This window comes from Candidatus Thiodiazotropha endolucinida, assembly GCF_001715975.1.
GTDB classification, from domain to species: Bacteria; Pseudomonadota; Gammaproteobacteria; order Chromatiales; family Chromatiaceae; genus Thiodiazotropha; species Thiodiazotropha endolucinida.
The window spans coordinates 142,429-161,210 of record NZ_MARB01000004.1; the positions used below are offsets into that span (position 1 = coordinate 142,429).

General features: G+C 54.1%; 16 protein-coding genes. 5 read left to right on the plus strand and 11 right to left on the minus strand.

The window, feature by feature from the left end; all coding sequences use genetic code 11:
* Window positions 1–140: 140 nt before the first annotated feature.
* The 10 genes from CODIS_RS04495 to CODIS_RS04540 all read right to left on the minus strand — a co-directional run bounded on the left by CODIS_RS04495 (window position 141) and on the right by CODIS_RS04540 (window position 9,172).
* On the minus strand, window positions 141–662 hold the full coding sequence (locus tag CODIS_RS04495; RefSeq protein WP_083220548.1) for a ferritin-like domain-containing protein: 522 nt from the start codon (window positions 660–662) through the stop codon (window positions 141–143).
* Window positions 659–1,486: a 2-oxoacid:ferredoxin oxidoreductase subunit beta gene (locus CODIS_RS04500; protein ID WP_069121689.1), complete on the minus strand. Its 828-nt coding sequence runs from the start codon at window positions 1,484–1,486 to the stop codon at window positions 659–661. Before CODIS_RS04500 ends, CODIS_RS04495 begins: the two co-directional genes overlap by 4 nt.
* An 88-nt stretch (window positions 1,487–1,574) precedes the next feature.
* Window positions 1,575–3,308: a 2-oxoacid:acceptor oxidoreductase subunit alpha gene (locus CODIS_RS04505; protein WP_069121690.1), complete on the minus strand. Its 1,734-nt coding sequence runs from the start codon at window positions 3,306–3,308 to the stop codon at window positions 1,575–1,577.
* Window positions 3,301–4,560, minus strand: coding sequence for an OmpA family protein (locus tag CODIS_RS04510; RefSeq protein ID WP_162420135.1), 1,260 nt, complete (start codon window positions 4,558–4,560; stop codon window positions 3,301–3,303). The genes CODIS_RS04505 and CODIS_RS04510 overlap by 8 nt, the downstream gene beginning before the upstream one ends.
* Before the next feature lie 223 nt (window positions 4,561–4,783).
* A complete protein-coding gene (locus CODIS_RS04515) occupies window positions 4,784–5,308 on the minus strand; it encodes a protein disulfide oxidoreductase (protein WP_083220549.1) in 525 nt (174 codons plus the stop codon).
* Window positions 5,309–5,331: 23 nt separating this feature from the next.
* Window positions 5,332–5,718: a hypothetical protein gene (locus tag CODIS_RS04520; protein WP_069121692.1), complete on the minus strand. Its 387-nt coding sequence runs from the start codon at window positions 5,716–5,718 to the stop codon at window positions 5,332–5,334.
* A 242-nt stretch (window positions 5,719–5,960) separates the two neighbouring features.
* Complete coding sequence (locus tag CODIS_RS04525; protein WP_069121693.1) at window positions 5,961–6,761, minus strand: DUF547 domain-containing protein; 801 nt, start codon at window positions 6,759–6,761, stop codon at window positions 5,961–5,963.
* 157 nt (window positions 6,762–6,918) lie between these two features.
* A complete protein-coding gene (locus CODIS_RS04530; protein WP_201259007.1) occupies window positions 6,919–7,626 on the minus strand; it encodes a spondin domain-containing protein in 708 nt (235 codons plus the stop codon).
* A 10-nt stretch (window positions 7,627–7,636) separates the two neighbouring features.
* Window positions 7,637–8,335: a spondin domain-containing protein gene (locus tag CODIS_RS04535; protein ID WP_069121694.1), complete on the minus strand. Its 699-nt coding sequence runs from the start codon at window positions 8,333–8,335 to the stop codon at window positions 7,637–7,639.
* Window positions 8,336–8,674: 339 nt separating this feature from the next.
* A complete protein-coding gene (locus CODIS_RS04540) occupies window positions 8,675–9,172 on the minus strand; it encodes a TetR/AcrR family transcriptional regulator (RefSeq protein WP_154723006.1) in 498 nt (165 codons plus the stop codon).
* 364 nt (window positions 9,173–9,536) lie between these two features.
* Between CODIS_RS04540 and CODIS_RS04545 the strand changes: the two genes are divergently transcribed.
* The 5 genes from CODIS_RS04545 (at window position 9,537) to CODIS_RS04565 (ending at window position 17,298) form a co-directional block, all read left to right on the plus strand.
* Window positions 9,537–12,011, plus strand: coding sequence for an acyl-CoA dehydrogenase (locus CODIS_RS04545; RefSeq protein WP_083220550.1), 2,475 nt, complete (start codon window positions 9,537–9,539; stop codon window positions 12,009–12,011).
* A 42-nt stretch (window positions 12,012–12,053) separates the two neighbouring features.
* The gene (locus tag CODIS_RS04550) at window positions 12,054–14,471 is read left to right on the plus strand and encodes a 3-hydroxyacyl-CoA dehydrogenase/enoyl-CoA hydratase family protein (protein WP_083220551.1); all 2,418 of its coding nucleotides are present in this window, start codon (window positions 12,054–12,056) and stop codon (window positions 14,469–14,471) included.
* Window positions 14,472–14,485: 14 nt separating this feature from the next.
* The gene (locus CODIS_RS04555; protein WP_069121696.1) at window positions 14,486–15,670 is read left to right on the plus strand and encodes an acetyl-CoA C-acyltransferase; all 1,185 of its coding nucleotides are present in this window, start codon (window positions 14,486–14,488) and stop codon (window positions 15,668–15,670) included.
* Between the two features lie 99 nt (window positions 15,671–15,769).
* Entirely contained in the window at window positions 15,770–16,276 is a 507-nt protein-coding gene (locus CODIS_RS04560) for a hotdog fold domain-containing protein (RefSeq protein ID WP_069121697.1), read from the plus strand.
* A complete protein-coding gene (locus tag CODIS_RS04565) occupies window positions 16,273–17,298 on the plus strand; it encodes an NAD(P)H-dependent flavin oxidoreductase (protein ID WP_069121698.1) in 1,026 nt (341 codons plus the stop codon). Before CODIS_RS04560 ends, CODIS_RS04565 begins: the two co-directional genes overlap by 4 nt.
* A 137-nt stretch (window positions 17,299–17,435) precedes the next feature.
* Here the strand turns inward: CODIS_RS04565 and sat are convergent, their stop codons facing one another.
* A complete protein-coding gene (gene sat, locus CODIS_RS04570) occupies window positions 17,436–18,623 on the minus strand; it encodes a sulfate adenylyltransferase (RefSeq protein ID WP_069121699.1) in 1,188 nt (395 codons plus the stop codon).
* Window positions 18,624–18,782: the final 159 nt, after the last annotated feature.

Consider the following 18,782-nt stretch of genomic DNA (forward strand, 5'->3'; position numbering starts at 1 on the left):
CAGCCCATTTCATCAGGTACAGGTTGGGGCCTCTGATATGACGTTGGCAGATATGACTGACAGCCGGTTTGGCTTAGTTTCATAGGTATATCGCAGACATCGCCGGTGACATGACATCTGTTTAGGCAGAGTGTGAAACCTCATTCTGGCATGTTGGGCGGATCAAGATCGTCCAGCGGCGGCTCCTCTTGCAGACTGGTTTGCCACTCCCGCAGCATCTCCACATGCCAACCCTCCTCCTCGACCATCTCCAATGCGATCCTTCGCACCTCATCGTTCGGTGTGTTGTCGGCAACCTGCTGGTAGAAATCCCTGCCACGGGTCTCATTGAACAGCGCGATCTCCATCGCCTGGGTAATGGTCATCATATAGCTCGCCTCTTCCATACAGAACGATTCCGGTGAAGAGGGGCACTTCCACTTGAAATCCCACGGCGTTATCTTCGGCAGTTCGATGCCTGCTGTACGCTCATGCACCTCTTTTGCGTGCTGCCGGCTATAGTCTCCCAGCTTCCTGAACAGCTCGGCAACCTTAAGATTGTTGTGTATCTCCATGCTGTCCGCCAGCTCATCATAATGGTCGCTGGAAGCCTCTTCCAGCTCAAGGGCATGAACCAGAAACTCTCCCACTGTTTCAATCACTATCTCTGGATTATCACTCATATACAAAACTCCTCCTCGAAGAGATTCAGTTCTGTAACCTGCTTATTTTCAGGCTGCCAGACTGGAAAGGGAGAGGCGTATATGATACCTGTCGCCTTGCCCTCGTCCGCCTGTATGATCTGCGCAGCCTTGATCCTGTCTTCAGTGGGCACATCGTTGATAAAGGGGTGAACGACCTCTTTCCATCCCCGTTGATCCGGACGAAAGGTCACGCAACCGCTCAACACCTGGACGAATGCGAACCCGGGATACTCGATCGCTTCGACCAACAGTCGGGTCATTTCCGCCGGCTCGCCTGAGTAGCCCCGGGCGATAAATCCGGCCCCGGCCGCCAAAGCGATGGCCGCCGGGTTGAAACGGGGTATACCCGTACCGTGGGGTGTCATTTTACTCTGGGTCCATGTCGGTCTTGTTGTCGGGGATGCCTGGCCTTTGGTCATGCCATAGACCTCGTTATCCATCACGATGTAGGTCATATCCATATTGCGCCGGCAGGCATGCAGAAAGTGATTACCGCCAATTGAGAAGCCATCACCGTCACCCCCGGCAACCACAACGGTCAAGTCGGGTCTTGCCGCCTTGAGTCCCGAGGCCGCCGCCAGTGCACGGCCATGGATACCATGAAAGCCATAACTGTCTATATAGGCGGGCAGACGCGAGGAACAGCCGATACCCGAGACGACTGCCACACGCTCTTTTTCGAACCCAAGATGGGCCATTGCCTTTGTCAGGGCCGCCAAGACGGCAAAATGTCCGCAACCAGGGCACCATACCGGTTTAATGCCCGATTTGTAGTCCTTCGCCTTCAATGCTGGTACCGGCATCTTCCGCACTCCTCGTAGCTACAGATTAAGGGAAGCTCAGCACATTCCTCAGCTTCCCAATCGAGATTCACACAAGCCCATTGCATCCTCACTCATCCTTAGCGGTAAGCAACCTGATGATCCGCCCAGAACGGAGAGGCAAGGGCCCCGGTTGCGCCAGGGACTCTGCCTGCTTGGGTAACACACCCTGGGCACGCAGATAGCGAAACAGCTGGCCACTGTGATTCTGTTCAACCACAAGTATCCTGCCTGCCCCGCCTATGGCCCGGCTCAGTTTCTGCTTCTGCAACGGGGCAAGCAGACGGATTGCAATGATCCTGATGTCTCTGCTCTGCCACCGTAGTTTTTTTCTTGCCTCCTTGACCACACCTGTGCTCGATCCCCAAGTGATAATACACGCATCCCCTTGCCCCTCGATCTCCGCCCAATCATCGCCATAATCGAATTCCTCAAGCTTGTTCAGGCGCTTGTTGAGTTGCTCTCGATGGTCAACGGCCATGCTCGAAGGTGTACCGTGTTCATTGTGTTCCAGCCCATCGGCTGTATACATGCCCCCCGGCGTGCCGGGAAGCGTCATCGGGGAGATACTGTCCGCTGTAACGCGATAGCGCATATAGTCGGCATCGGGCGCCTCCTCTATCGCACGCCGCCAAGGCATATCCGGTACGGGAGGGATCTCGATAATCGCCTGTGACTGTCCCAGGGATTGATCTGAGAGCACCACGGAAATAGTCTGCAGATGTTCCGCCAGTTGCACAGCCCATTGGGTGGTGAAGACACAATCGTGTATGGAAAGAGGGGCAAATACCAGATGTGGCGCATCGCCATGCAGACCATAGAGCGCGATATCGAGATCGGCCTGTTCCGACTTGGTGGGTATGCCGGTCGAGGGTCCACCTCTCATCACATTGACGACCGTCACCGGGGTCTCACTGACAAGCGCCAGTCCCAAGCCCTCGACCATCAGGCTTAAACCGGGACCCGAGGTGGCGGTGAGAGAAGGCACGCCACCAAACGAGGCGCCGATAATCATATTGATGGAGGCCAGTTCATCCTCCGCCTGTAGCAGCGAGCCGCCCAGTTTTTCCAATCGCGGCGCCAACCACTCAAGCATCTCGCTGGCCGGTGTGATTGGATAGGCCGCAACGAACCTCACCCCACCGCGCAGGGCACCGACGCCACAAGCCTGGTTGCCGGTTATACTCCAAACATCGTATCGTTCACCCGGCAGCAATGGCGCCTTTACAGGACGCCGGTCATGATTGTAGCCAAGACTCAAGGCCCTTAATGCGGATTCCACCACCTCCCCGCCCTTTCTCTGCAATATCTGTTTGACGCTGGCCTCCAAGGCTTCGAGCTGCAAACCGCAGATCATCGCCATCGCTCCCAACGCAACCATATTGATACGACCCTCAGGCAAACCGGAGGCAAAAACCTTGAATGGAACCTCCCTGATTTCAGCGCCGTTACTGCGTAATTGCGCAGGCACATCCCCGGCGGCAGGATCACAGAGAATCAGGCTTTTATCCGTAAGCGGAATTTCATCGGCAAAACGATCTATATTCAGCCAGTCAAGTGCAACCAGGAGATCGAAGTGATTCCCCATGCATTCCACGGGATCGGGACTGAAGCGAACCATTGCCGCGGACTCACCGCCGCGAATCTGCGGTCCGGCCGATCGTGTCATCAAGCCCAGATAACCACAGCGCGCCGCCGCCTCCAAGACAATTCGTCCGGCCGTTACCGCGCCACTTCCACCAGAACCCGTGATTGCAACCGAATAACTGTTATTCGATTCAGATACCTCGTTATTGTTATTCATTAATGATCAACACTTCGATTCGCCGATTGCTCTTCCGTCCTCGTTCAGTCTCATTATTGGCCACTGGGCGGGATTCGCCATAGCCGATTGCCGTAATATGATTCCTGGCAACACCGCCTACTTTTTCCAGGAATGATGCCACTGTTTCAGCACGTCGCTGTGAAAGTTGTTGATTGACATCCGCTCCACCCACTGAATCGGTATGTCCTGAGACAACAACGTCCGGATTCGGAAAGGACTTTACAGCGGTTACAATTTTGTCAAGCAAGGCAAAATTCTCCGATTGGATATCACTTCCACCACTGGGAAAGTTAAAGGCGCGCAATTCAAGCAGTACATTGTGTCCCTGCCTGTAGACATTGGCCTCGTATGAAGAAAAAAGATCCTGGATCTTGTCGAAACGCGCTTGTGCTTCACGATTCTCCCGTTCCACCGCCTCGAGCCGACTCTGTAAATCCATCCTTGTCGCCAGTTCAGCCTGTTGTATCTCTGTATAATTGACCAGTTTGTTTCGCAATGCTGTGACCACCTCATGGTTGGGCTGGTCAAAGTGCAATTCATCTCCGGTCGGTTCACTAATCAGGCTGATCTGTTTCTGGTACCAGAGAATGATCTCCTCCATGGTGTATTCACGGCGTTTGAAGTCTTTGATCATTTCCGTGATCTCGACACTGCGTCTGGCCAATCGACTGGCCTGCAAGGCGTGATTTTTAGCCTTTTCTCTCTGTGTCCTGTTGGTCTCCAGGACCGCAACCGAGAGCGCCAACTCCTCGAGGGCGCGTTTCAGGGTCTTTGGTGAATATTCATCCGCTTCACTTTCGGTGGCCTGGGCAATATCCTGACGGGCATTTTCTGTGGCATCTTGTTTCAGGGCATCCAGTTCCACATCCGAGTAACCCTGCAACATTTCGGGCCGCCATTTCTTTGCATCCTCGATATCACCCTTTTCAACCAGGGTGGAGGCTTTGCGCAATTTTTCATCGAGCAGTTCGAAGCGCTCCTTCAGCATGGTATCGGCGCCTGCAGCGATTGCCAACTGGCGTGCTTCAAGCACTTCGCGCATCAGTCGCTTGGAGCGGGTTGCATCCGACTCCGCCTTATCGAGAAGCTGATCCACCTCGGCCACCTTCTCCGCCACCCCGGCATCGTTCCTTTTCTGGCCCAGCACAATCGCTTCCGCCAGCTTCGATTGCGCAGCGGCAAATCCCACAGGTGCAAGATCGAACAAATCGTTCACCCTATCCTCGTTCATACGTCTCTGGAGATATGAAATCCGTTCATATTCTTCGAATACCTGGGATCTGGAAAGGGTCGGGGTCGAAGCACAACCTGAATAGAACAAACTCACCAAAATGAGAGACAACAACCTCAGCCTTATCGCCATAACTCACTTCTCCTCAGAATAGGCGCATCTATTAACCAGGCACCCTAGGGCCTGTTGAGCCGCTCCAGCTGCCCGTCATGCAGTTGATAGTCTACCAGATTTCAGCCAGCCAGAGACGCATGCGAAGCGTCAGCGGCAGGGTATAACCAACACTAGAGAACCTGACTCTGCCATCACGGCCGATAATATAGCTGGTCGGCACACCCGTGACCCGCCAGGCACTCGCCAGCTTACCATCGGGATCGTTAATGACTGGGAATCGAAGTTGATTTTGTCTAAGGAATTCTGTGACATCATTCTCACTGCCGGACTGCATAGCGACAGTGACCACGGGATAGTCCTTCGACAGGGATTCGATCCCCCCCGATTCGACTTTGCATATCGGACACCAACTGGCCCAGAAATGAACCAACAAAGGCCGTTCCGTGAATTTACCAATATCCAACCACTCACCTTGCAAGGTATGCCCTGAAAGGGCAGGTGCAGGTCCTTCGGCAAGATCCCTCGTCTGCCAAAGGTGAATCAGAAATAGGCCAAGAAGCAGAGTTGCAGCACTTATGATTCGTGATGCCAATCGCCTGCCTGTATTGTTGCGTCTGTTCTCAGATGCAGACATGGACTCGGATTCAGATCATCCGTTCAACACGGCTCATACATCGACTCGAATGCTTTACGGTCAACGGCATAGCCATCCATTCCCCGCTCATCGTTATACACCACATAATCACCGGCCGAGTATCGGGTTTCCCCTTCCAGGGTTTTTATAACGCCATCCTCTTCAGCAATTTCCGCCCAGACTTCAGCGGTCTTTACAAAGCGACCAGGACTGGTCTCGGTGTAGGTATTGGCAAAGGTATCGACATCCACCGTATAGATATCTCCCCCGTTATCGACCAACCAATCCCCGGGCTTGCACTTTTGCATTCCACCCCATTTCCGATAGGTAAAACCATCGGTGTCAAGATCGAGCCTGACAGCGGATACGGCGGCACCCGCTTTCTTCCTGTATCTCTTTCGCCTGGTCATAGTGGGTTGATTAGTGTTAACAGGCCCTAACAAAAAGACTCGGATTAGTTGGATCAGTAGCTCAGTAGGCCGTTGTCTACCATACATCGGCTGGAATATGAATGCCAATCCGGCCAATCAAGATTTGGCTCTCCTTGCCGGCAGAATTCACGGATCGTCAGGCAACGGCAGTTTGACACAACCTATGATTGACTCGCATTGAGTATATCACCCAGTGATGTCCTCTAGTGTGAACGGGGTATTTAACGGAGGGCGGAATTCAGCCGCCAATCATAATCGAGGAATGAAATATCGATTTTGCCTGCGCGGAGGCGTTGTTCATCTTCGGCCGACAAACCGAGTTGTTGGCTATATTCCGCAAAAAAGCCGCTTAACGAATGATAATCCTTCCAACCCCGCTCAAAATCGTCATGATACCACTTGAATATGGATGACACTTCGAGACGATCATCGCTAAAACGATTGCGTGTTTTATCTGCAAGAAACAGCGAAGTCTGCTCACGCAGCTGCATCTCAAGCCGTTCACCGGTATAGGCCTCTGCACGCAATGCCGGACAGCCTATGCTGGCGCAGTTGACTGCGAAATGAATTCTGGGATCGTTATATCGATCCTTTTTACGGATCATTCCATGTTCGATGTCATCGAGTGACCTGTTTTCACCGAACAGCGGGATAAACGCTTTCTTCCATGGTGAACTGAACAGCCCTCCCAAATCCTTGATGGATGAAATCTTCGGATAAGCGGTTAAGATCAATTCCACTGTCCAGGCATTGTACGCATTGATTAAAAAGGCCAGTTGTTCGGATGCAGGCCATGTTTTGAATGTCTCTTTATCAACCTCAGTCAATAATGTTAAATATTGTTTCAGCCGCTTACGCTCGGAACTCAAACCCTGATAGTCCACCGCGGTGGCCACGCCACCTCTTTGCGGCACAACATGCTGCTGTAGCAATGTGTTCCAAATACCATGATCGAAGGCAAACGAATCCGTTGCCGATATAACCATCAAGCTGAAAATCACGACTGATACTATTTTACGCATTGCCTCATTCAGCCTCTCTTCTGATCAGAGGATATAGTGTTATCACCCTTTGCACTGCTAACCGGACAGTATTTAGTCACTCACTGAACGGATAAAGTTCGGATAGTCCTGCAAGGCATCGAAACGGGCGGCTTACAATAAAGCCGCCCTCGAGTTGTCATTTCATACGCGTAATCGTCACATGCGCTACCGGATTATCGAAACGGTGCGACTCGTTCAATGCAGAGCCGCTCAAACCATCGTCATGCGTCACCACTCCCGGATGACCGCCGACACTGTCTCGGTCATCGCGAGCCGGGTTATAGCCCTCACCACCCGCCGCCGGACCCGGTACTGTGGATGCCAGTTCAGAGTTCCCCTCGGTGCCCGCATCATAGGCGGCAATAAACAGTTGTTTACTGGAACCCGCCATCATGTCTGACACATCGACCGCATTTATCCCGGTAAATGCATCATTGGTGTTGACCAGCATGGATGCGAAGGAGAGCGCCAAACCATTCATCTCATCGGCCTCGATAATGAGACTTTCGTTTTGTCCAGGTGCGATAACACCCCCTCCGCTCATGGTCGCTGCCGAACTGCTCGCCGCCTCCGATAGCAACTCCGTGTTATCTCCCCCCTCGGCCAGTTGTTCAAGTCCATCGCCGGCACTCGAACCCACGCTCCACATGGAATAGGCACTGTCATGCAATACAACGGCCAACGGAGAGAGCGGTTGTGCCACCGTCAAGTTTGTCACCCTTAACTCATAACTGACACGGCCAGTGTCATCGTCATCACTGTCATCATCATTATGGTGACAACCTGTGAGGAGTAGGGGGCCGGTTACAAGTAAGGCCAGGGTTGCCGATTTCAGCATATCCATAGCAGCCTCCCTAATTCACCGTGATGACTAATTGGGCGACAGGATTCAACCAACGATGCACACTGCTGTTGAGATCACTGACACCTGCTGATTCACCGCTGTCGCCCAATACGCCGCGATGGATATGAACATGGGCATTCGTCTCCGCCGTCGTAACGCCGGTTGCACCGGTGCCGTTCTGACCGCCTGGATCCGCAGGCACACCCGCAACACCCGGCGCACCGCCGCCATTGATAATTTCGTCATTGGCTTCCGTACCGGCATCGTAGGCATTCAACTGATAACGGTAAGTGCCTGCAGCGGTCGGAATAGATAGAGAGTCCGCACCGACAAAGCCATCGTTGGTCGGTAGAATCATCGCAGTAAGTGAAAGGTGATCATTTGTCGCGGAGTGAGTGAGATCGAAGGTGGTCGTTGCCCCCGGCGCCAATAATCCGCCGGCTGGATTTGCAACCGAGTCCGCATTGACCGCAGCCATGTCGGCTGATAATCCGGAAATATCACCACCTTCAGCCATTGCCTGCAGGTTCGTGCTGGCAGTCGTTCCCAGCTGAAAGATATGATTACCGCTTGCATGCGCCGCCACCAAAAACGGTGTAAAATAACTGCCATGCGTCAGATTGGTAATCGAAATAGTCAGATCCTGTGCGAGCGTCGGTGTAGTGGCAAATGCTCCAGCGAGCGCCAGTATTGTTAACTTGTTGCGCATTCTCTTATCCTCCAGTAACCATGTAATACAATTGTCTGTGCCGGGTTAATGATGGAGTGATAAATTCACGGGTGTATCTCGTGTTAATCACGAAAGTGTCAATTTCAGTCTTGCATTGATGAAACAAAAACCCGGGTTTGTAGCAGGCTGAATCCGGACGTGTGATGTCGCGACCGAAATACAGCAATCGGCTTGCTGGAAAAGGTATTTAAGATCCGTCTAAAGTGAATTAGAGCTTGTGCATGATTCCGGGTAAAGGGATATCCGCGGAACCCCTGACGGAACTGGGTATGCCGCGGGTATCCGATACGGTTCCAGTGCTGATCCAATCCATGCTTTTTAATGGTGAATTGAGCGATGGATCAAACGCAGGCAATTTTCGGCATACTCATCAATCGTTGATGCCGGTTGTTTATATTTCCATGGCTTCAAATAGCGTTCCTGAACCATGGTCAATACCATGGTAGCAAGAAAGTCCGCCGGGTAGCCCCGCTCTGGCTTCTGCTGTAGACGCACAATCAGCCTCTCCAGCTCCGCTACCTGGGATCGTTCGAGGTTTTTGGAATCTTCCTGGTGTTTGATTGGCAGACTGCGGGTTTCGAAATAGAGAAAATAGAACCAGGGTTGCAGCAGCAGAGATGCGTATAGATAACCTTTGACCATCACTTCCAGGGCAACAACGGGATCGGTCTCAGCCCTGGCCTTATCAACGATATCTTCACACACAAGGGTAACCGCATCTTTGACGATGATCGCGATATTGTCCTTGTTGGTGATCGTCAAATAGACACCCCCCATGCTCAGACCGGTCTCGGCCAGAAGGTCTCGCAGGGACATCGCCTGAAATCCGATCTTGGGCACCAATTTAAACGTGGCACGGAAGATTTTTTTCAGATTCCTGACAGCGAACTTCTCTCGCCTGATCCCTATAAGGCTCTGATTTCGTTCAAAAAGTAATGCATATAACCTGTCTTCTTCATAATCGAAGCACTTTTTGAAATCTGAAAATGTCAACGCCCTCGCAGGAACGAACTCAATTGTCATAGAACGGTTGATTGGTCATTTACGTGAAAATAGTTCTTGACACGAAATTGTAGCACAACTAATTTATTAATAAAAACGAACGCTCGCTCTTTTTTTGAGTCATAATACCTATATGAGACCCTAGTTTTTAAAGACACATTCGGCTGGAGATGTAGCAATGATGACGAACTTTGTTTTAGTCGCAATCGCAATAGCCACGCTATTGTTCCTGGCCTATCGTGGATACAGCATCGCCGCAGCAACCTACTCAATGGCCACGCTCTCGGCGATCTCCGCCGCAGTGACAGGTTTCGGCCTGTTGACCTGGCTGTTCACCGCCATATTCCTTGCATGCCTGTTGTTTACAGTTCCCTCGCTGCGCCTGCGATTTGTTTCCAAGCCCACACTGATCACCATGAGACGCATGATGCCCCCGCTTTCAAATACGGAAAAGGAAGCGATAGATGCGGGAAACGTCTGGTGGGACGGAGAACTATTCAGTGGCAAGCCGGACTGGCGTCGACTGCTGTCCGGTTCCAAACCGGTATTGAGCGACCGTGAACAGGCCTTCCTCGATGGCCCCGTCAACGAACTTTGCCGCATGGTCGACAAGTGGCAGATCAATCATGAGTTGAACCGGCTGCCCGAGTCGATCATCAACTATGTTCGCGAGCACGGCTTTCTCGGCATGATCATACCAAAGCGTTACGGCGGCCTTGAATTCTCGCCGGTTGCGCAATCCGAAATCCTGTTGCGCCTGAGTAATACCGGCAGTGGTGTCAGCTATCTGGTCGGTGTACCCAACTCGCTCGGACCGGGTGAGTTGTTGATCAAATACGGTACTGAAGCACAAAAGGATCACTACCTCCCCCGTCTCGCCAGCGGTGAGGAGATACCCTGCTTTGCCCTGACCGGTCCTACCGCCGGCTCAGATGCCACATCGATACCCGATACCGGCACGGTATGTATGGGTGAATGGCAGGGAGAGGAAGTGATCGGAATGCGGCTCAACTTTTCCAAACGCTATATCACGCTTTCATCCATCGCGACACTTGTCGGACTGGCCTTCAGGCTGAAGGATCCGGATGGCCTGCTCGGAGACGTGAAAGATTATGGAATCACCTGCGCGCTGATCCCGCACGATACACAAGGGATGCAGATCGGACGGCGCCATCTGCCTATCGGCGATGCCTTCCTGAATGGCCCCATTCAGGGACAAGACGTTTTCGTTCCACTGAGTTTTATCATCGGCGGTCCGGAGATGGCCGGTAAAGGCTGGCGCATGCTGGTGAATTGTCTATCGGTGGGACGCGCAGTCACCCTGCCCACCACCGCCGTGGCGGTCAGCAAGCGTTCGCTGCTCGGCACCAGCGCCTACGCCAGCCTGCGCCGACAATTTGGCATCCCCATTGCGCAATTCGAGGGTATTCAGAAACCCTTGGCGCGTATTGCCGGTCTAAGTTACATCATCGATGCCGCCAGATTGCAGACCATACAGGCCATCGTCGAGGGCAACAAACCGAGTGTGGCATCCGCAATTTTGAAGTACCACACCACGGAGATGGCCAGGCAATGCGTAATCGACGCCATGGATATCCATGCAGGTAAAGCAGTAGTCAAGGGTCCGAAGAACTATATTGCCGATATGTATGAGTCAATGCCTGTGGCCATCACCGTGGAGGGCGCGAACATCCTCACACGCAACCTGATGATCTTTGGACAGGGGGCGATCAGGTCGCACCCCTATGTGATGCAGGAGATGACATTGGCCCATGCCGAGGATAGCCAAGAAACAATCGCAAGATTCGATACCACGTTGACGGCCCATATCGGCCATTCGATCAGCAATTTCGCGCGTACGCTGACCATGGGCCTCGGTTTGTCGCGGGAGGTGGTGCCGAGCGGAAACCTGCACCTGCTTCCCTATTATCGCCATTTCAACCGGCTCAGCAGTCTGTTTGCAATGATTACCGATGTGGCCTTGCTCAATCTGAATGCTAAGCTGAAATTCAAGGAGATGCTTTCGGCACGCCTGGGAGATCTGTTGAGCATGCTGTTTCTCGGCAGCATGGTGATCAAGCAGCATGAAGAGAGTCAGCATCCGGAAGAGGAGTGGCCGGTGGTGCAGTGGGCTCTCGACTATCTCCTCCACCAATATCAGGTCGCATTCGATCAGCTGATGGAAAACTGGCCAAATCGATGGGTACCCGGAGTACTGAAACGCCTCGCGTTCCCGATCGGCCGCCGCTATCCAGCACCGAAAGACAGCCTGGAAAAGTCGGTTGTCGAGCTGATCACCGTTGACAGTGCAACCAGAATCAAGATGACCAGCGGACTGTTCCTGGAGGTTGCCGCGAACAATCCATTGGCGGAGGTCAACCAGGTTTTTCTCGAGAGTCTAAATCTGCAACCGATTCTCAAACGGCTGACCCGCGCATTGCGAACAGGCGAATTGGAGAAAGCAGAAGATATGGAACTTGCCGATGCAGCCCTTCAGGCGGCAATGATAACCGAGCATGAGGCGGAGCAACTGCGGCGGTTTGACCGCCATTTGATGGCGATCATTCATGTTGACGATTTTGACGAATCGGAATTGATCCGCGCCCCATACCACAAATACGGACAAGATGATCAACAGCAGATCACTGGATGACCTCCGTTTGTATAGAGGAGATCAGCCGGAGGAGAGAGGCCAATGAAATCAACCGCTCAGCTAACAATTGATGAAGTAAATAAAGCAATCATCGGCATACCGGTTTTCAAACGGGTGGCCATACTGGGAGCCGGTGTAATGGGGGCTCAGATAGCGGCTCATTTCACCAACGCCGGTATTCCATCACTGTTGTTCGATCTCCCCAAAGAGGGCATGGACAAAAGCGCGATTGCAAAAAAGGCAATCAAGAGCCTGGTGAAACAGAAGCCGGAACCGTTGGCTATGGCGACAAACGCCTCCAGAATAACCCCGTGCAACTACGACGACGACCTGGAAAAACTCACCGATTGCGATCTGGTGATCGAAGCGATAGCGGAAAAAATGGAATGGAAGTCCGACCTTTACCACAAGATCTCACCCTATCTCGGTGATAACGCGATACTCGCCAGCAACACCTCGGGCCTCTCCATCACAGAGCTGGCGGAAAGCCTGCCGGACAATCTGCGTAACCGTTTTCTCGGCATCCATTTCTTCAATCCACCGCGCTATATGCCGCTGGTTGAGTTGATAGCGCAACCACAGACGTCACCCGAAGTTGTCGATACCGTTGAGAGCTTTTGCGTAGCCACCCTTGGTAAGGGGGTGGTGAGGGCCAGGGATACGGTTAACTTCATCGCCAACCGGCTCGGACTTTTCTCCATGATGTCGACCTTTCACCATGCGCAAAGGCTCTCATTGAATTTTGAAACCGTCGACGCACTGACCGGAAAATCGATCGGACGACCAAAGAGCGCAACCCTGCGCACCGCCGACCTGGTGGGGCTCGATACCATGCGGCACGTTTTACGCAACGCTGCCGAACATCTTGGTGATGATCCATGGGTATCGATCTACAGGATCCCGGACTGGCTCGACACCCTGATTGAAAACGGTGCCCTCGGCACCAAGACCAAGGCAGGCGTGTATAAAAAACAGGACGGTGAAATCCTGGTATACGAACCTACAGACAACAGTTACCGGAAGCGCAAGGTAAAGATACCCGGCAAGGTGGAGAAGGTACTGAAGGATTACAAGAACCCCGAACGCCTGGCAAAGCTAAGCGCCATCAACGATCCCCATGCCGAATTCCTCTGGTCGACTCAGCGCGATGTATTTCACTATGCCGCCTATCTACTGGACACGATCGCCGATAATGCCAGGGAGGTTGACATGGCGATTCGCTGGGGCTTCGGCTGGAAGCAGGGTCCGTTCGAGATCTGGCAGCACGCCGGTTGGCAGCGTATCGCCGATTTAATCCAACAGGATATCGATGCAGGCAAGACCCTTACCGGCGAACCCCTGCCGGCATGGGTCAATAACATCGAGGCGGTCCATACGTCAAAGGGCTCATGGTCACCTACCGACAACAGTTATCATCCCCGCTCCAGGCTTCCGGTCTACCAGCGTCAGCGCCGGCCTGAACGACTGGTTGGCGAACAGGCTGCGCAGCATGAGGTATTATTCGATAACGACTCGGCGCGTTTCTGGTTAATCGATGGTGATATCGGTGTACTCAGCTTCAAGACCAAAATGCATACCATCGACGACGGCGTACTGGACAGCCTGAATCAGGCCGCAGATCTGGCGGAACAACAGCTAACTGGCATGGTGATTTGGCAACCGGATGAGCCGTTCAGCGCAGGCGCAGACCTGAAGTCATTCATGCCGGTTGCCATGAAGAGCATACTGCCGGGCAGCAATGCCCTGGACAACCTGCTGCAGAAGTTCCAGCACAGCTGTATTCGCATGCGTAAATCCAATATCCCGGTGGTTGCCGGGGTCCAGGGACTGGCGCTTGGCGGCGGTTGCGAACTGATGATGCAGTGTGACCGGGTGGTCGCCGCACTGGAGAGCTACATCGGTCTGGTCGAAGTGGGTGTCGGACTCATACCCGCCGGCAGCGGCTGCATGGAACTGGCCAGGCGCGCCTCCATCAAGGCGGCGGGGGGTGATAGATTCGAGGCACTCAAGGACATTTTTGAAACCGTCGCCATGGGCAAGGTCGCCACCAGTGCCGAGCAGGCCAAGGCATTCGGCTTTCTGCGTGAAAGCGATATTGTGGTCATGAATCGTCATGAAGTGCTGCATACCGCCATTGCCCAGGTTCGTGCCCTGAGTGCCGCCAACTACCGCCCGGCCATCGAATCACCGATTAGGGCCGGGGGTCGGGCCGCCATTGCAAACTTCAAGGCGGCGATGACCAATATGCACGCCGGCGGTTTCATCTCTGACTACGATATGAAGATCGGGACGCTCGTCGCCCATGCACTCTGTGGCGGCCCGGTGGATGCCGGTACCGAACTGCCAGAAAGCTGGTATCTGCGATATGAGCGCGAGGGTTTTCGCTCTCTGCTGAAAAGCCCCAAAACACATGCACGGGTCAAGCATATGCTGGATACCGGCAAGCCCCTGCGGAACTGAGCGAGGAGAGTGCTATGAGTGAACAGGCCTACATAGTGGCAGCCAGACGTACACCCGTCGGCAAGGCCCCACGAGGCGTATTCCGCCAAACCCGCCCTGACGATCTGCTCACCCATGCGATTCAGGGTGTGCTTGGCGATTGCCCCGGCCTGCAGCCAGAGCTGATCGAGGACGTGATTATCGGTTGCGCCATGCCGGAGGCTGAGCAGGGCCTGAACGTCGCCCGTGTATCCAGCCTGCTGGCCGGATTACCGGACAGCGTACCGGGCGTCACCATCAACCGTTTCTGCTCATCCGGTCTGCAGAGTATCGCTATGGCTGCGGACAGAATTCGCCTCGGCGAGGCAGACATCATCGTCGCCGGCGGTGTCGAGAGCATGAGCATGGTACCGATGATGGGCAACAAGGTCGCCATAAATCCGGCGGTTTTCGAGGATGACAATGTAGCTATCGCCTACGGCATGGGTGTCACCGCGGAAAACGTCGCCGAACGTTGGAAGGTCAGCCGCGAAGATCAGGATAGCTTTGCCCTGCAGAGTCACCAGCGTGCGCTGGCGGCTATCAATGCCGGTCATTTCGAGCGGGAGATTCTCCCCTATCTGGCCAAACAACACCTGCCGGACGAGGGAAACACAATCAGAATCCTTGAGCGCCCTGTAAAGAGTGATGAGGGCCCCCGTCCCGACTCCAGCCTTGAAGGCCTGGCCAAACTGCGCCCGGTGTTCGCCGCCAAAGGCAGCGTCACCGCCGGTAACAGCTCGCAGATGAGCGACGGCGCAGGCGCCGTGGTGGTGATGAGCGAACGGAAAATGCGCACCTTGAATCTCGAACCGCTGGCGCGCTTTGTGGGCTACAGCGTTGCCGGGGTGCCCGCGGAGATCATGGGCATAGGCCCCAAGGAGGCGATACCCAAGCTCGAGAAACTGACCGGCGTCAGCCTCGACCAGATCGACTGGATCGAGCTCAACGAAGCCTTTGCCGCGCAAGCCCTGGCCGTGATGCGGGAGATGGATATGGATCCGGATAAGGTCAACCCACTCGGCGGCGCCATCGCCCTTGGACATCCACTGGGTGCGACCGGCGCCATACGCACGGCTACCCTGCTGCACGGGATGCAGCGTACCAATATGCGCTACGGCATGGTAACCATGTGTATCGGCACGGGGATGGGAGCGGCCGGCCTGTTCGAACGCTGTTGATAAACAGCACATGTCCGGCTGGCAATGATGGGACTGTCATCATGCGACAACAGCTGCCATGGACAGTGATCAGGCATCCCTATTTCAGGAGAATGCTGTATGAGTGGTGAGACACAAAGCAGACCTGGCATAACTCCGGAAGCGCGTGTCGTGTCGCTCTGGAGACGTTTTGGAAACAATGCCTTGGGCCGACGTATCTACAGTCTGCTATTCGGACGGTTGGTGCCCTATACCGGCACCATCCGTCCCGTTATCGAAGAGATATCACCCGGTCGAGCAAGGGTTACCCTGCGGGACAGACGAGTTTTGCGCAACCATCTCAATTCGATACATGCCATTGCACTGGCAAATGTCGGCGAGCTGGCAAGCGGTCTTGCTCTGATTGCGTCCATGCCCGAATCGACCAAAGGTATCGTTACCCGGCTCGAGATCGATTATCTGAAGAAGGCCCGCGGCGACCTCACCGCTATCGGTGAAGCACAGGTGCCGAAGACAATAGGCGAATCCACCACTCTTCAGGCCCATGCAACCATCTGGGACCGGGAAGGAGACAGCGTTGCGAACCTCACCACCCATTGGCAGTTACGTCCCAGGGACATGCCATGAGCGACAGTCCGCCTCAGGAGACACCATTTACACGACATACCGATATCCGGGTACCGATCATCTGTGGCCCCATGTACCCCTGTTCCAATCCCGAACTCGTTGCCGCCGCATCCGAGGCCGGCGGTATCGGTATCATCCAGCCGGTCGCCATGACCTTTGTCCATGGTCACGATTTCCGCGAGGGGATCAGGCTGATTAAACGCCTCACCGACAGACCCATCGGCATGAACGCACTAATTGAGAAGTCCTCCAGGAAGTATCACGACAGGATGGTGGAGTGGGTCTCGATTGCGTTGGACGAAGGCGTGCGCTTCTTCATCACCTCACTGGGCAATCCGCGCTGGGTGGTCGAACGGGTGAAGGCCTATGACGGCATCGTCTACCATGATGTCACTGAGCGTAAGTGGGCCTTGAAGGGACTCGATGGCGGAGTTGACGGCCTGATAGCCGTCAACAACCGGGCCGGCGGGCATGCCGGCGCCCTCTCCCACTTGCAGCTGTTGGATGAACTGGGTGACCTGGGTGTGCCGCTCATCTGCGCTGGAGGTATCGGTAACGAACAACAGTTCGCCGAAGCGATCAGTCAAGGTTATGCAGGTTGCCAATTGGGCACACGCTTTATCGCCACTGAGGAGTGCAATGCGGCAATGCCCTATAAGCAGGCCATACTCGATGCCGACGAACGCGATATCGTGCTCAGCAATCGAATCACCGGGGTTCCTGTATCGATCATCAAGACGCCCTACATTGAAAAAATCGGCACAAAGGCGGGGGCTTTCGCCCGCTGGATGATGAAAGGCAACAGAACCAAACACTGGATGCGCATGTTCTATACCCTGCGCTCCGCCTTCCAGCTGCGTCAATCATCCCTCGACGAGAAAGGTGAAACGGAGTTCTGGCAGGCGGGTAAAAGCGTAGCGGGCATTCATCAAATCGAGCCTGTAGCCGCAATTATCGGCAGATATGAAGCCATCTTGCGAGGAGGCATCAACAACGAGGCAACAGCTCGTAAATCTGTGTGAGTCAATAGGGTTGTATGCCCTCCCACGCAGGAGCAGGGAACGAGGAAAACACCCTAAGCGTTTCCGCACATTAATTGCTTTAAGAAGGGTGAAAAAAAACCCGCCGATGGCGGGCTTTTTTTTCATTTGCCAGTCGATTAATTGATTGACTGATAGTAGTCGATCAGGATCTGCGCCACCTCGGGACGGGAGAACTCCTTTGGCGGAGCGATACCCTGGCCCAGCATCTCGCGTACCTTGGTGCCGGAGAGGAGTACGAAGTCCTCTTTCTCGTGATCCGGGGCTTCGCACATCATCACCACCTTGTCCAGCTTCTTCGACCAGGCGGTGTGGTCGGCCTTGAAGATTTCGATTTCCAATGCGCCTGCAGGCACCTCATCCTCGAAGATGGTCTGGGCGTCGAATGCACCGTAGTAGTCACCCACACCGGCATGATCGCGGCCGATGATGAAATGGGTGGCCCCCATGTTTTGCCGGAAGTAGGCGTGCAGCACCGCCTCACGAGGCCCTGCGTAGAGCATATCGAAACCGTAACCGGTCACCATAGCGCTGTTGGGTGGGAAATAGAGCTCAACCATCTTGCGGATCGCGGCATCGCGCACCGGCGCAGGAATATCGCCAGGTTTCAGCTTACCCAGCAGCATGTGAATCACCAGGCCGTCGCAGCCGAGACGATCCATGGCCATGTGACAGAGTTCCTCATGGGCCAGATGCATCGGATTGCGGGTCTGGAAGGCAACGATCTTGCTCCAGCCACGTTCCTGAATCTCGTTGCGGATCTCGACGGCAGTACGGAATGTATCCGGGAAATCGGCCTGGAAATAGGAGAAGCTGAGGACCTGGATAGGGCCGGAGATCGCCACTCTGCCCTGGCCGTTGAATGCCGCCACACCAGGATGGTCACTGTCGTCGGTGCGATAGACCTTGTCGGTCATAATCGCCATCTGTTCGTCACTGACTTCCTCAATATTCTCGATATCCATGACGGCCAGTACCGGATTACCCTCCATATTCGGATCTCTCAAAGCGATCCGTTTGGCATCCCCGATCGCATCCGTGTTCTCCAGCAGGCAGAGCACAGGCACCGGAAAGAAACTGCCGTCGGTGAGGGTCATCTTTTCGGCTGCGCCCATGGCGTCGGCCACTGTCATGTAACCTTTCAACGGATTGAAATACCCCGCTCCCATCATCACCGCGTTACCGGCGGCCTGAGAACTGATCACTACCGACGGCAGGGATTCAGCCTCGTGTGAGAGCTTGTGATGGGTTTCGGGATCGTAGACAAACAAAGGTTGTAGTTCTGAGGAACCGACTGGGTTGATCATGACTTTTCGTCTCCTTCGTTGATCGCTTAATGAATTGACCGGCCCAGTCAGCAATTGCCAAGCCTGCCCTAAGCCTTCATTTTAAGTCGGTTATCTCATCCGCCTTGGCGGAAAAACCTCAAGCAGGTTTCAAAGGAAAATTAATAACCAACTGTTTTT